General features: G+C 41.8%; 11 protein-coding genes and 1 pseudogene. 9 read left to right on the top strand and 3 right to left on the bottom strand.

The annotated features are described in order from the left end of the window. Nucleotides 1-16: 16 nt before the first annotated feature. The 4 genes from HMPREF1019_RS07005 to HMPREF1019_RS07020 are packed head-to-tail and all read left to right on the top strand — an operon-like array spanning nucleotide 17 to nucleotide 5,934. Nucleotides 17-1,177: an efflux RND transporter periplasmic adaptor subunit gene (locus HMPREF1019_RS07005; protein WP_009294998.1), complete on the top strand. Its 1,161-nt coding sequence runs from the start codon at nucleotides 17-19 to the stop codon at nucleotides 1,175-1,177. A gap of 10 nt (nucleotides 1,178-1,187) precedes the next feature. Then, entirely contained in the window at nucleotides 1,188-4,313 is a 3,126-nt protein-coding gene (locus HMPREF1019_RS07010) for an efflux RND transporter permease subunit (RefSeq protein WP_009294999.1), read from the top strand. Beyond that, entirely contained in the window at nucleotides 4,303-5,685 is a 1,383-nt protein-coding gene (locus HMPREF1019_RS07015) for an efflux transporter outer membrane subunit (protein ID WP_009295000.1), read from the top strand. Before HMPREF1019_RS07010 ends, HMPREF1019_RS07015 begins: the two co-directional genes overlap by 11 nt. Nucleotides 5,686-5,706: 21 nt before the next feature. Then, nucleotides 5,707-5,934, top strand: coding sequence for a hypothetical protein (locus HMPREF1019_RS07020; RefSeq protein ID WP_009295001.1), 228 nt, complete (start codon nucleotides 5,707-5,709; stop codon nucleotides 5,932-5,934). 129 nt (nucleotides 5,935-6,063) lie between these two features. Here the strand turns inward: HMPREF1019_RS07020 and aqpZ are convergent. Beyond that, nucleotides 6,064-6,825, bottom strand: a pseudogene (gene aqpZ, locus HMPREF1019_RS07025) (aquaporin Z). 357 nt (nucleotides 6,826-7,182) lie between these two features. Here aqpZ and HMPREF1019_RS07030 point away from each other — a divergent pair. Together HMPREF1019_RS07030 and HMPREF1019_RS07035 are read left to right on the top strand one after the other, a co-directional pair. Beyond that, nucleotides 7,183-8,373, top strand: a complete 1,191-nt coding sequence (locus HMPREF1019_RS07030; protein ID WP_009295004.1) for a NifS family cysteine desulfurase — start codon at nucleotides 7,183-7,185, stop codon at nucleotides 8,371-8,373. Nucleotides 8,374-8,390: 17 nt separating this feature from the next. Further along, the gene (locus HMPREF1019_RS07035) at nucleotides 8,391-9,383 is read left to right on the top strand and encodes an iron-sulfur cluster assembly scaffold protein NifU (protein ID WP_004318029.1); all 993 of its coding nucleotides are present in this window, start codon (nucleotides 8,391-8,393) and stop codon (nucleotides 9,381-9,383) included. A 71-nt stretch (nucleotides 9,384-9,454) separates the two neighbouring features. Here HMPREF1019_RS07035 and miaA read toward each other — a convergent pair whose 3' ends face one another. Together miaA and HMPREF1019_RS07045 are read right to left on the bottom strand one after the other, a co-directional pair. Beyond that, a complete protein-coding gene (miaA, locus tag HMPREF1019_RS07040; RefSeq protein WP_009295005.1) occupies nucleotides 9,455-10,345 on the bottom strand; it encodes a tRNA (adenosine(37)-N6)-dimethylallyltransferase MiaA in 891 nt (296 codons plus the stop codon). 2 nt (nucleotides 10,346-10,347) lie between these two features. Next, nucleotides 10,348-11,562, bottom strand: coding sequence for an NAD(P)/FAD-dependent oxidoreductase (locus tag HMPREF1019_RS07045; RefSeq protein WP_009295006.1), 1,215 nt, complete (start codon nucleotides 11,560-11,562; stop codon nucleotides 10,348-10,350). A 102-nt stretch (nucleotides 11,563-11,664) separates the two neighbouring features. On the opposite strand from HMPREF1019_RS07045, the gene mqnP reads away from it, so the two are divergent. Genes mqnP through HMPREF1019_RS07060 form a run of 3 tightly spaced genes read left to right on the top strand, consistent with a single transcriptional unit; the run spans nucleotide 11,665 to nucleotide 13,559 of the window. Further along, a complete protein-coding gene (gene mqnP / locus HMPREF1019_RS07050) occupies nucleotides 11,665-12,525 on the top strand; it encodes a menaquinone biosynthesis prenyltransferase MqnP (RefSeq protein WP_009295007.1) in 861 nt (286 codons plus the stop codon). Continuing rightward, entirely contained in the window at nucleotides 12,522-13,043 is a 522-nt protein-coding gene (locus HMPREF1019_RS07055; RefSeq protein ID WP_009295008.1) for a hypothetical protein, read from the top strand. The genes mqnP and HMPREF1019_RS07055 overlap by 4 nt, the downstream gene beginning before the upstream one ends. Before the next feature lie 9 nt (nucleotides 13,044-13,052). Continuing rightward, a complete protein-coding gene (locus HMPREF1019_RS07060) occupies nucleotides 13,053-13,559 on the top strand; it encodes a DUF6115 domain-containing protein (RefSeq protein ID WP_004318037.1) in 507 nt (168 codons plus the stop codon). Nucleotides 13,560-13,680 lie beyond the last annotated feature (121 nt).

The following is a 13,680-nucleotide window of genomic DNA, read 5'->3' on the forward strand; positions in this document are numbered from 1 at the left end:
ATTAAGAGAGGTTTTTATGTTGAAATTTAAAAGTTTTCTTGTGCTTTCAGCTGCCGTTTTTTTGCTTTCTGGCTGCCTTGAAAGTGGCGACAAAAAGGCTGCTGCAGGCCGCCAGATGCCAACATCTCATGTTGATATATTTGTGGCTAAAAAGACGGATGTGCCTATTAGCTTTGACTACACAGCCACAGTTACTAGCAACCAAGATGTCATCATCTATCCAAAGGTTGGCGGCACGATCATAAAGCAGTTTTTTAAGCCTGGCGATAAGGTCAAGGCTGGAGAGAAGCTATTTCTCATAGATCCAGAGAAATATCAAGCTAGCTACGACTCACTTGACGCAGCTGTTGGCGTTGCAAATGCAAATTTAAAAAATGCCGAGACTGAGTTTAAAAGAATTTCTGCCCTTTATAAGAAAAATGCAGTCTCTCAAAAAGACTACGACGCAGCCGTTGCAGCTTACGATATCGCAAATGCAAATTTAGTAAGCGCAAAAGCAAATTTAAAAAGTGCAAAAATAGACCTAGGCTACACAAGCATAGTGGCTCCATTTGACGGCGTAGTGGGCGATAATAAAGTCGATGTTGGCTCACTTGTCATAGCAAGCCAAACAAAACTTGTAAGGCTAACTAAGATAAATCCGATCGAAGCTGACTTTTACATCGCAGACGTGGATAATCTAAGTAGAAAGGCAAATTTAGATAGTGGCGCTTGGCAGCAACTAAATAGCGAGGCTGTCTTAAATTTAAACAATGAAGATTTCACTGGCAAAGTGACTTTTATAGATAACGTCGTAGATACCGCAACTGGCAGCGTTTTGGCAAAGGCTAGCTTTGATAATAGCGAGGGTAAAATTTTACCAGGTGCATTTGGTCATATAAAGATGAGTGGATTTGTTCAAAAAAATGCCTTTAACATCCCACAAGTTGCCCTTCAACAAAGCGCTACAAACTCTTATGTTTTGGTAGTAAAAGATGGCAAAGTAGGCCAAAAAAATGTAAAAACTAGCTACCAAACAAAAGATATGATCGTAGTGACTGAGGGTCTTGAAGAGGGCGATAAGATAATAGTTAGTAACTTCCTTAAAATCGGAGTTGGCGCACCAGTTGAAACTGACAAAGACCTAAGTGCAGAATTTATAAACGGCAAAGATGCAAACGCTACAAGTAGCAAGTAAAGGCAGATAGATGTTTTCAAGATTTTTCATAAACCGCCCGATATTTGCAACTGTTATATCTATCATCATAGTTATAGCAGGTTTTATGGGTATCAAGGGGCTTCCTATAGAGGAGTATCCAAGTCTTACTCCGCCTACTGTCTCTGTGAGTGCGACATATAGCGGTGCTGATGCGCAGACTATCGCTGACTCAGTCGCTAGTGCCATTGAAGATCAGATAAATGGCGTTGAAAATATGCTTTATATGCAAAGCACCTCAAGCTCAGCTGGTACTATGAATATAAGCGTCTATTTCAAGATCGGCTCATCATCAAAGCAAGCTACGATCGATGTAAATAACCGCGTGCAAGCTGCCCTTTCAAGATTGCCTCAAGAGGTGCAAAGCATGGGTGTAACGGTGCGTGAAAGAAGTGGCTCGATCCTTCAAGTAGTTGGCTTTACAAATCCAAATATGAACCAAGTTGAGTTATATAACTATGTAAATTTAAACATCGCTGATGCGATCAAAAGAGTAAATGGTATCGGCGATACGGTGTTAATTGGCAACAAAGAGTACTCGATGAGAATTTGGCTAAAGCCAGACAAGCTCGCTCAGTTTAAACTAACTCCAAGCGACGTCATCTCTCAAGTAAAAATTCAAAACTCACAATACGCCGCTGGCAAGATCGGCGAACAGCCATCAAAGGGCGAAAATCCTTATGTTTATTCTGTAGTTTCTGAAGGACGTTTTAAAGATCCAAAACAATTTGGCGAAATTTTGATAAAAAGTGAAAATGGCACAGTTGTTAAGCTAAAAGATGTCGCCACAGTCGAGCTTGGAGCTGCTAGCTACGCATCAGATGCTATGCTAAATGGCAAGCCAGCAGTGCCACTTTTGCTATTTTTACAAAACGATGCAAACGCACTAGCAACTGCTGAAGCGGTCAAAGCAAAGCTTGAAGAGCTAAAGAAAACCTATCCAGTTGGCCTAGAGCACACGATAGCTTACAATCCAACTGAATTTATCACCGTCTCAATAGACGAAGTTATAAAAACTTTCATAGAAGCGATGGTGCTAGTTCTTATCGTAATGTACTTCTTCTTAAAGAGCTTTAGAGCTACCATCATACCGATGCTTGCTGTGCCAGTTTCTATCATAGGCACATTTGGCGGGCTTTATGTGATGGGCTTTAGTATAAATTTGATCACACTTTTTGCCCTGATCCTAGCCATCGGTATCGTCGTGGATGACGCGATCATCGTTATAGAAAACGTCGAGAGAATTTTGCATGAAGATAAAGAGATAAGCGTAAAAGACGCGACATTTAAGGCGATGGAGGAGGTGCAAACTCCGGTTATCTCTATCGTGCTCGTACTTTGCGCGGTTTTCGTGCCAGTTTCATTTATGGAGGGCTTTGTTGGCGTTATACAAAAGCAGTTTGCGCTAACACTTGTCGTTGCTGTTTGTATCTCGGGTTTTGTCGCTCTTACTCTTACGCCAGCGCTTTGTGCGGTTATGCTTAAAAAGCAAGAGAACAAGCCATTTTGGATAGTTCAGAAATTTAACGACTTTTTTGACTTTAGCACTAGGCTATTTACAGCAGGCGTTGCAAAAATTTTAAAACACGTCATTATTAGCTTTATAGTCATTGGCATAATGGGATTTGCTACGTATGGCTTGTTTCAAAAGGTACCAAAAGGGCTTGTGCCTTCAGAAGACAAAGGCGCTTTGATGGTTATCACCTCACTTCCACCTTCAACAAATATGCTAAAGACTAAAGAAGAGGTAAAATCCATTAGTAACGCCATTTTAAGCAATCCAAATGTCGAATTTACCATGGGCTTTGCGGGCTATGATATGCTCGCTAGCTCACTTAGAGAAAACTCAGCCATTAGCTTTATCAAGCTAAAAGACTGGAGCGAGAGAAAAGGTGCAGCAGACGGCGCAGATGCTTTGGTCGGTCAGTTTAACGGCATGCTTTGGGGCTCTAAAAACTCGATGACCTTCGTCGTAAACGTGCCACCTATCATGGGTCTATCAATGACTGGCGGCTTTGAGATGTATCTACAAAACAAGAGTGGCAAAAGCTACAACGAGATAGAAGCAGATGCTAGAAAGGTGACCGCGGCAGCAAACGCAAGACCTGAGCTAACTGGCGTAAGAACGACGCTTGAGACAAACTACCGCCAGTTTAAGATAACTGTTGATAAAGAGAAAGCAAGGCTATTTGGTGTAAGTGAGAGTGAAATTTTCAGCACGATAGCGGCTACTTTTGGCTCTTACTACATAAATGACTTCAACCTTGCTGGTAAATCTTACCGCGTATATGCAAGGGCGAGCGACAACTTTAGAAACAACCCTGAGGATCTAAGAAAGATTTTCGTCCGCTCAAATGAGGGCGAGATGGTGCCATTAAATTCAGTAGCAACACTTACAAGATCGATCGGACCTGATATCGTTGATAGATTTAACCTCTTTCCAGCGGCTAAGATCATGGGCGATCCAAAACCTGGCTACACATCAGGTGATGCGATAAGAGCGATCCAAGAGGTCGTAAATGACACGCTAAGTAGCGACGACTACGCTATAAGCTGGGCAGGAACAGCATACCAAGAGGTAAATTCTCAAGGAACAGGCACGGTTGCCTTTATTTTTGGTATGGTCTTTGTCTTCTTGATCCTTGCTGCTCAGTACGAAAGATGGCTCATCCCACTTGCGGTTATCACTGCCGTGCCGTTTGCGGTATTTGGCTCGTTGCTAGCTGTTTGGATAAGAGGGCTAACAAACGACATCTACTTTGAGATTGGTCTTTTGCTACTCATCGGTCTGGCGGCCAAAAACGCCATATTGATCGTGGAATTTGCTATGCAAGAGCGCGAGAGCGGAAAGAGCATATTTGAATCAGCTGTAAATGCGGCAAAACTTCGCTTCAGACCTATCGTAATGACATCTATCGCATTTACACTAGGTGTTTTCCCAATGGTTATAAGCACAGGCGCTGGCGCTGCATCTCGCCACTCACTAGGAACTGGCGTAGTTGGCGGCATGATCGCTTCTACTACGATAGCAATATTTTTCGTGCCTATGTTTTACTATTTGCTTGAAACTTTAAATGAAAAATACTGGAAAAAGGGAGCAAAAAAAGATGAGAAATAAGGCGTTTATACTTATAACAGCGGCGTTTTTGGCTGGTTGCTCGTTTCGCCCAGATATGCCAAACGTGGATACAAATTTCACCTCAACATACACTTTCGAGACAAGCGATATAAGAGATCTTTGGTGGAAGGAATTTCACGATGAAAATTTAAATTCTCTAGTCGAAAGCGCGCTTGAGAAAAATACAGATTTACGCATTGCATATTTAAATTTAGAGAAGGCAAAGGCGAGCCTTGGCGTTGCTGAGGCTGATTTGCTACCGGGGGTAAATTTAAATGCTGGTGCCACAAGAACTAGAAATAGTGCCGAGACTGCCACACATTTGCCTCAAACTACCACAAAAAGCTATGAGATAAATTTGGGTCTTAGCTACGAGATAGATCTCTGGGGCAGAGTAAGAAATAGCGTGCTTGCAGCTAATGAGAGCTTAAATGCGAGCAAATTTGACTATGATAGCGCCAGACTAAGCCTTAGCTCAAGTGTGGCAAAAAGCTACTTTGCTCTAGTGTCACTAAACATGCAAGAAGCGGTACTAAAAGAGACACTAAAGACCTACGAAGATACGCTAGCACTTCGCAAGACGCAGCTTGATCTTGGTAGTATAAACGAGATGACCTATCTGCAAAGCAAGGCTGAAGTTGAAAGGGCAAAAACAAGCCTAACTTCAGTGCTAAACTCAAAGTCACAAGCGCTTACTTCACTAGCCATCCTAACTGGCAAGAGCAATGATGAAATTTTAAAAGGAGCCGTTGCTAGTGCGCAAAATTTACCAAGCTCACCTGAGATAAATGCTGGCATCAGCTCAGATGTCTTGCTTAGAAGAAGTGACGTGGCAAAGGCGCTAGCAGATCTAAAATCTACAAATGCCCTTGTTGGTGTGGCACGCGCTCAATACTTCCCAACGATATCTCTTACAGGTCTTTTTGGCTTTGCAAGCGATGAGTTTGATAGAATTTTTATGGGTAGCGCGAGCGTTTGGAGCTTAGGAGCAAATTTAACACGGAAAATTTTTGATTTTGGCAAGACAAAAAATAATGTCCGTGTCGCTGAGACAAACGAGCAAATCGCAGCTATCACTTACGAAGCGACTGTTAGATCAGCACTTGGCGAGGTTAGAGACGCTCTCATCTCAAGGCAAAACGCAAAGCTCTCTTTGGATCAGGTAAAAAATTTGCTACAATCGCAGCAAAAAATTTATTCGCTTGCTAAAGATCAGTATAACGCTGGCTACATCGGACACCTAGAGCTTCTTGACGCAGAGAGAAATTTACTCTCAGCAAAGCTTCAAGATGTCTCTGCAAAGCTTGATGAAGTAGATAGCGCGGTCGAAGTTTATAGAGCACTTGGCGGCGGATTTAAGGTAGATAAATAAACTCAAAAAGGAGAAAAGTTGATGACTAAGATTTTAAATTTCTTATTTTCTTGGGGATTTTTTGTTTTTGCTATCGCTCTTGGCGTAGCATTATGGTTTGCGATAAATTACGTGGATACCATTAGGCTTGAGTCAAGCTTTTATGATATCGGCGAGATATTTATGATGGCAGCTGTTTTTGGTATCGTTTTTTACCTAGTTGCAGCGATATTTGTTATACCTATTAGGGCGATGACAAAAAAGGCCTAAAACCTCTTTTCATCTAAGAATTAAATTTCTTAGATGACCCCCTCAAAATACATTATAAATTTCTTTTTACTTATTTAAATTTTTAGAAGTAGAAAGGGCGAAGATCGCCCCTTGAAGTATAAAATTTGATTATTTCGCGCTTTTGCAGCCGCATGTGCAGCCTAAAATCCTATAAATAATAGCTCCGATGATCGCTCCAACGATAGGTGCAACCCAGAAAAGCCAAAGCTGCTCTAGTGCCCAAGTGCCTTGAAATATCGCGACACCGGTTGAGCGAGCTGGATTAACCGATGTGTTTGTGATAGGTATCGAGATAAGGTGGATCAGCGTCAAACCAAGGCCAATAGCGATCGGTGCAAAGCCCTTTGGAGCACGCTCATCAGTAGCACCTAGGATGATGATAAGGAAAAACGCAGTTAGAACTATCTCTGCAACAAGTGCTGAGACTAGACTGTAACCATTTGGTGAGTGCTCGCCGTATCCGTTGCTAGCAAAACCGCTTGCAGTAGCGTCAAATCCGGCCTTGCCTGAAGCGATAAGATATAGCACAGCAGCAGCTGCGATCGCTCCGATAACTTGTGCGATGACGTAAGGCACTAGATCTTTTTTGTCAAATCTTCCGCCAACTAGCAAGCCAACTGAGACAGCAGGGTTGAAGTGTCCGCCACTGATGTGACCAACTGCTTAAGCCATCGTAAGAACCGTAAGACCAAAAGCAAACGCAACGCCTACAAATCCAATACCAAGCTCTGGAAAAGCTGCTGCAAATATCGCACTACCGCAACCTCCAAAAACTAACCAAAATGTGCCAAAAAACTCGGCTAAATATCTCTTCATTTTCTCCCTTTTAGGTAAATTAAAAGGGGCGATTTTAGCAAAAACGTGTGACATTACAAAAATATTCTAAAAATAAATTTTAAAATATATATCTTTTTATAAAAGCAATCAAAGTTTGTTTTTATGTTTTTATTTTGCATTTTATATCCAGCATATTAATAATTTTACTTTATAATAATCAATCCTTAAAAAAAGAATTAATATTAAGAGTAAAATAGGCTTTTTTAGGCGAAATTTCGCAAATGTCGTATCTGCCAAATATTGATAAAGAATTTCAATATTTTTTACTATCAAAATGAGCCAAATATTGAAAAAACTAAAGCATTTTTTTAAACTTGCTTTTAACTTTTTTGTTATAATATCCCATCAAAAATAAAAGGGATATTTTTTATCCGAATTAAGGTTTTAAATTTGAGAGTATATTTAGACAATAACGCCACAACGATGGTTGATCCAGAAGCTTTTGAACTTATGAAGCCGTTTTTTTGCGAAAAATACGGCAATCCAAACTCACTTCACAAATTTGGCTCAGAAACCCACCCAGCACTAAGAACAGCGCTAGATCAGCTCTACGCCGGACTAAATGCAAAAGATAGCGATGATATCGTCGTTACCTCATGCGCAACCGAGAGCAACAACTGGGTTGTAAAAGGCATCTACTTCGACAAGATCGCAACTGGCGAGAAAAAACGCATCATCACAACCGCAGTCGAGCATCCAGCCATTTTGGCAACTTGTAAATTTCTAGAAAAATATGGCGTGGATCTTACGGTTTTAGACGTAAATAGCGACGGCATCGTCACTCCAGACCAGCTAAGAGCCGTAATGGACGAAAACGTCGCGCTTGTCGCCATAATGAGCGCAAACAACGAAACTGGCATGATCTTTCCTATAAAAGAGCTTGCCAAAGTTGCCCACGAATACGGCGCATTATTTCACACTGACGCCGTGCAAGCAGTCGGCAAGATAAAGATAGACGTTCAAGACCTAGACGTTGATTTTTTAAGCTTTTCAGCGCATAAATTTCACGGACCAAAGGGCGTTGGAGCGTTATTTATAAAAAATAGCATGCCACTAAGCAGCTTGCTTCACGGCGGCGAGCACATGGGCGGACGCAGAAGCGGCACACTTGATGTACCGGGCATCGTTGGCATGGGCAAGGCGCTTGAACTAGCAAATAAATTTATGGATTACGAGCACTCACATGTTCGTCGTTTGCGTGACAAACTTGAAGACGCGCTACTACAAATTCCTGACGTTAGTATAGTTGGCAAAAAAGAGCAGCGCGTGCCAAACACCATCCTAGCTTCTATCAAAGGCGTCGAGGGCGAGGCGATGCTTTGGGATCTAAATAGAGCTGGCATAGCAGCTTCTACTGGCTCTGCCTGTGCGAGTGAGACGCTAGAGAGCAATCCTATCATGGAGGCGATCGGCGCTGACAAAGAGCTAGCCCACACCGCACTTAGACTATCTCTTTCAAGGTTTAACACAGAAGAAGAGATCGACTATGCGATCGAGCAGATAACAAAGGCTGTAAATAGGCTAAGAGGCATCTCAAGCACATTTGCATACGCCCCAGAGTGGCATAAGAGTGGATTATAAAAATTTAAAGGAAAAACATGGCAAAAAATAACTTAATCGGTGGCTCTATCTGGGATGAATACTCAAAGGTAGTGCAAGACAGGATGAATAATCCTAAATTCATGGGTGAATTAACCGAAGAGGACGCCAAAAAAGCAAACGCAAAACTTATCATCGCTGACTTTGGCGCAGAGAGCTGCGGCGATGCGGTCAGGCTCTACTGGCTCGTTGATGAGAAAACTGACAAGATAATAGACGCTAAATTTAAAAGCTTTGGCTGTGGCACGGCGATAGCTAGCTCTGATACGATGGCTGAGCTTTGCATCGGCAAAACAGTCGATGAGGCAGTTAAGATCACAAACCTCGATGTCGAAAGAGCTATGCGTGACAACCCAGACACTCCAGCTGTGCCACCTCAAAAGATGCACTGCTCGGTTATGGCATATGACGTTATCAAGGCAGCTGCTGCAAGCTACAAGGGCATAGACCCAGAGCACTTTGAAGATGAGATCATCGTTTGCGAGTGCGCTAGAGTGAGCCTTGGCACGATCAAAGAGGTGATAAGACTAAATGACCTTCACACGGTTGAGGAGATCACGCAATACACCAAGGCTGGCGCATTTTGCAAATCATGCGTTAGACCTGGCGGACACGAGAAAAAAGACTACTATTTGGTTGATATCTTGCGCGATACTAGGGCTGAGATGGAGCAAGAGAGGCTAGAAGCTCAGGCAAATGCTCAGGCAAACAACACCCTAAGCGACGTTAGCTTTGAGAGCATGACGATGGTTGGCCAGCTAAAAGCGATCGAGTCGATCATCGATAAAGAGATCCGCCCGATGCTTATGATGGATGGCGGAAATTTAGAGATCATAGACATCAGAAACGATAACGGCGAAAATATCGACGTTTATATCCGCTATCTTGGCGCTTGCTCTGGCTGTTCAAGCGGCTCGACTGGCACGCTTTATGCGATAGAAAATGTCTTGCAAGAGAGCCTAAGCCCAAAAATCAGGGTAATGCCTATATAAATTTATCGAACGGCTTCTTTTGGAGCTGTTCGCCTCTACTAAATTAAATTTACCACCTAGACAATCTGAATTTAGCCAAGCTCAAATTTAGCCTTTAAAAATTTCAAAATTTCACTTCTAGTCTGCGTCAAATCACCCACAAATTTCTTCTCAAACTGCGATCGGTTAAAGGTTCTCTGACGCTTGGCAAGCTGGGCTGTGTGCGTGGAGATAAGCGTTTCTAGCTCGCTTTTTGAAATTTCACCCTCCAAAAACTGCTTGCACTCTTTTAGACCTATTGATTTTAGTGGCTTTGGCTCGCTTTTATACTTGTCAAATAAAAACTTCGCCTCATCTATCAAGCCCTCATCTAGCATATTTTTCGTCCGCTTTGCGATGCGAGCTCTAAGCTCATCTTTATCCCACAAAATTTCAAATATCGCAAGCTCTTTTATGACGCTCTCTTTGGTATTTTGCTTTAGCCAGATGCTTGGGATTTGGCCGCTAAATTTATAAATTTGATACCATTTTTCGAGGCGATAAGAGTCGTTTTGGCTAAATTTACTTGCAAACTCGGGGTCATTTTGTAAAGCTAGCTCGTAAATTTCTTCGTTGCTTAAATTTATCTCGCATTTTGGCACGTCTGGCGCAAGACCGCTAAGCATCGCCTTTAGATAAAAGCCACTGCCTCCCGTGATGATGAGCAGGCACTCTTGTGAGCGCGCAAATTCCTTTGCGTTTTTGTAAATTTCAAAAAATGCCCCAACGCTAAATTCCTCATCAGGGTAAATTTCATTCACCCCAAAGTGCCTCACAGCCCCCAGCTGCCAGGGCTTTGGCTTTGCGCTGGCGATATCTATCTCTTTGTAAAGCGCAAGCGAGTCAAGGCTTAAGATGACGCCACCAAGCTCCTTTGCCAGCTCAAAGGCTAGATCGCTCTTGCCGCTTGCCGTGGTGCCAATTAATGCTAGCTCGCCAAACAAACTTAGCCCTCGTAAAATGAGCTAAATAGCAAAATTTCATCACTTTGCTCGTTGCTTTTGCCCTCTTTTATAAGATCAGCCAAAACGCCTGCAAAGTGCGGTGCAAAGCTTAGTTCGTTTAGCCCGTACGCTTGGTTGTAGAGTAAATTTTGATATGTCTCATCTCGTCCGATCGCTGGCTTGTCGTTTGAGCTAAGAAGGACGAAATTTGCCCTAAAACTAGGCTCTTTTAGCTCGCTTATGCCAAGGTGTCTTTTTAGCTCGTTTAAAAATGCATTGATCTTTTCTGTTTTTACAAGCGTATCGATCGCGCCCACTTGTAAATTTGTGATGATCGTGACGCCATTTTTGGTTGGATAAATTTTGGCAAACATATCATTTAAAATGATCGGCTTTTTAGGGATCTGACTCTCGCTTAGCACAAGATCGATCGTGTAAAATTTAGCCAAAATGGCGCTTAAATTTGTCCCAAGCTTGCTTGAAAGCTCCAAATTTCTACTAGCCACGACAAAGCTATCAGCCTCGTATTCATCGTCCCTGCCAACAGCCTTTTGCACGGCTTGCCCCTGCGTTTTTAGCTCATAAATTTCATCATTTATAAACTGAACACCAAGCTCATTTAGCTCGCTAACAAGCGCTTTTTTTAGCTCACCTGCGTCGATGCTTGCGTTTTTAGCTAAATTTAGCGCCCCTTTTATGTTTTTATTTATCAGACCAAAATTTGCTAGCTCACTATCCACGCTTAAAATTTCTTGCTCGCTATCAGCGACTTTCATCTCATCAAGCCTCTTTTTAAAGCTCCCATCCTCGCTAAAAACGAGATAAACGCCACTCTCATCAAATTTTATCTGTGGATATTTTTCGCTTAGCTCTTTTAAAATTTCAAAGCTCTTTTGTCCAAATTTTTTAAACAAAACTCTCATCTTTTTATCATGAGCCTTTGTTGATTTAAGCGTGAAATTTGCCATCCAAGCTCTAAAATTTTCATTTAGGCAAAGCGCTATATCAAGCTCGCTTTTTTTACTAACTAGCCCCAAAAATGAGCTAGATATCGCTCCATCTCTTGCGAGCGCTGGGGTGTTAAATGGGGTTAAAATTCCGCTTTCAAACTCATCTTTTTGGCTACTAATAACTAAAATTTCTTCGCCCTTTTTAGCTAGCTCAAGCGCCGTAAATAACGCACTAAAACCATCTCCGATAATCGCTATTTTACTCATCATAACCCTTCATTTTAAATTACTCTCGCAATGATAATATAAATTTAGATTTAAAGCAAAATGGTGTAAAATCAGACACTTTTTAAAAAGATGGAAATTTATATGATCAAAAAGCTAAAAGATATCGCAGAACTCATCGTTTTTAAGCACTCGGTTTTTGCCCTGCCATTTATCTTTGTGGCGATGATAGTTGCGAGCAAGATAGAAAATGGCTCGGCTTGGTTTGGCTTTAAACTGCTTATTTTAGGCACTCTTTGCGCAGTCAGCGCTAGAAATTTCGCCATGGCGTTTAACAGATACCAAGACGAGGATATCGACAATCTAAACCCACGCACCGCAAGCCGTCCAAGCGTAGATGGACGCATCGGCAAGGGCAATATGCAGCTTTTTATCGTAGCAAACGCGTTTATCTTTATCATCTGCGCTTATTTTGTAAATTCGCTCGCCTTTTGGCTAAGCTTCCCCATACTTGCCGTGCTTGGCGGATACTCGCTATTTAAGCGATTTAGCGAGCTAGCGCACTTGGTGCTAGGCCTTAGTCTTGGACTTGCCCCCATCGCTGGAGTAGTCGCAGTAAGCGCTGCCATACCGCTTTGGAGCGTGCTACTTTGCCTTGGTGTGACATTTTGGGTGGCTGGATTTGACCTGCTTTACTCGCTTCAAGATATTAAATTTGACCAAGAGAACAAGCTCTTTAGCATACCAGCCATTTATGGCGACAAGGCGACACTATTTTTATCAGCCATTTTTCACGCTCTAGCTTTTATACTTTGGCTACTTTTTGCTTGGGCGGCTGGACTTGGAGCGATGGCATTTTTTGGCATTGTGGTAAGTGGCGTGATATTATTTTTCGAGCATAGGATCGTAAGGCGTGACTTTAGCAAGATAGATCGGGCGTTTTTCACGCTAAATGGCTACTTGGGAATTTTATTTTTCATCTTTGTTTGGATCAGTGTATTATGAGCGAAGTAAGGCTTTTTAAAGCGCCTCTTAGCATGGTTTATGAGTGTGACAGAAGTGGAGATGAGAAATTTTTAAGAGAATTTAACTCTATCTTGCCAGGCGACGAAGATGCGCTTGGAGCGTGGCTAAAACGAGCCAAATCACGCGGCGAGACCAAAGAGAGCGACCAAGTCTTGCTAACGCTTGTCATCGAGCTTCATAGAAAGATCGATGCGCTTAGTGATTATATAAAAAATGAGCACAAGCAATACTTGCCACTAAAAGAGAGCGCAGATATCGATGAGATCGGCTTTACACACATAAAAATAAGCGAAGATAAATTTACAAAAGATGAAATTTACTACGCAAGGATTATGATGCCTATCTTTCCAAAGAGAAATTTGAGCCTTTATCTAAGGGCGCAGGATGAGAGGCTAGCAAAGATAGAGAACATGCACGAAGAGGACGAGGCCGACTGGAACGCTTACGTGACGGCTAGAGAACGTGTGATGATAAGAGAGCTTAGAGCGAATTCGTAAAGGAAAAATATGGAAATTTACATTTTTTTAGGTTTTGGCATCGTTTTAGCGATAATAATAGCTTTGATATTTATAAAAGATAGCGAGACAAATAAGAAATTTACAAGATATGAGCGTGCCATAGAGAGCGCCATACAAGAAAACTATAATCTCAAAAAACAGCTAGCCGCACTGGCGAGCTTTAAGCCTGATGATGACGAGCAGCTAAAAGATGTAAAAGACGAGCTAAAAGAGCAGATAAATGAGCAGATCAATGAAAAAATCGTGCCGATAATCCGCGCTATAAAGAGCATCGAGCGAGTAATAGATGACTTTGCAAACGAGCAAAAAGATAGGATGTTTAACCTTGAGGAGCGAACAAGAGATATCAATAAAATTGCCCCAAGCGTCATCAACGAAGAAGAGCAGATCCTAAAGATGTTTAAAGATGGCAAAAGTGCAGCCATGATCGCTAAAGATCTTCACGTGGGTATGGGGCGAGTTGAGTTTGTGCTTAAATTTCATAAATTAGCCTAAATTTGGGCTAATTTTAAAAGACAAAACTACTCTTAAACTACAAAAATTAGCTTAAATTTTTATTTAAATTTAAATCTTTTAACATATAATTGAAAATTAAAAAAGCTCTAACCAAGCTTAA

The organism is Campylobacter sp. 10_1_50 (assembly GCF_000238755.1).
Taxonomy (GTDB): Bacteria; Campylobacterota; Campylobacteria; order Campylobacterales; family Campylobacteraceae; genus Campylobacter_A; species Campylobacter_A concisus_R.

Excerpts from the sequence above, each read along its gene's own strand:
- HMPREF1019_RS07005 (WP_009294998.1), top strand. The coding sequence starts at position 17 with ATGTTGAAATTTAAAAGTTTTCTTGTGCTTTCAGCTGCCGTTTTTTTG.
- HMPREF1019_RS07010 (WP_009294999.1), top strand. The coding sequence starts at position 1,188 with ATGTTTTCAAGATTTTTCATAAACCGCCCGATATTTGCAACTGTTATA.
- HMPREF1019_RS07015 (WP_009295000.1), top strand. The coding sequence starts at position 4,303 with ATGAGAAATAAGGCGTTTATACTTATAACAGCGGCGTTTTTGGCTGGT.
- HMPREF1019_RS07020 (WP_009295001.1), top strand. The coding sequence starts at position 5,707 with ATGACTAAGATTTTAAATTTCTTATTTTCTTGGGGATTTTTTGTTTTT.
- HMPREF1019_RS07035 (WP_004318029.1), top strand. The coding sequence starts at position 8,391 with ATGGCAAAAAATAACTTAATCGGTGGCTCTATCTGGGATGAATACTCA.
- HMPREF1019_RS07045 (WP_009295006.1), bottom strand. The coding sequence starts at position 11,562 with ATGAGTAAAATAGCGATTATCGGAGATGGTTTTAGTGCGTTATTTACG.
- mqnP (WP_009295007.1), top strand. The coding sequence starts at position 11,665 with ATGATCAAAAAGCTAAAAGATATCGCAGAACTCATCGTTTTTAAGCAC.
- HMPREF1019_RS07055 (WP_009295008.1), top strand. The coding sequence starts at position 12,522 with ATGAGCGAAGTAAGGCTTTTTAAAGCGCCTCTTAGCATGGTTTATGAG.
- HMPREF1019_RS07060 (WP_004318037.1), top strand. The coding sequence starts at position 13,053 with ATGGAAATTTACATTTTTTTAGGTTTTGGCATCGTTTTAGCGATAATA.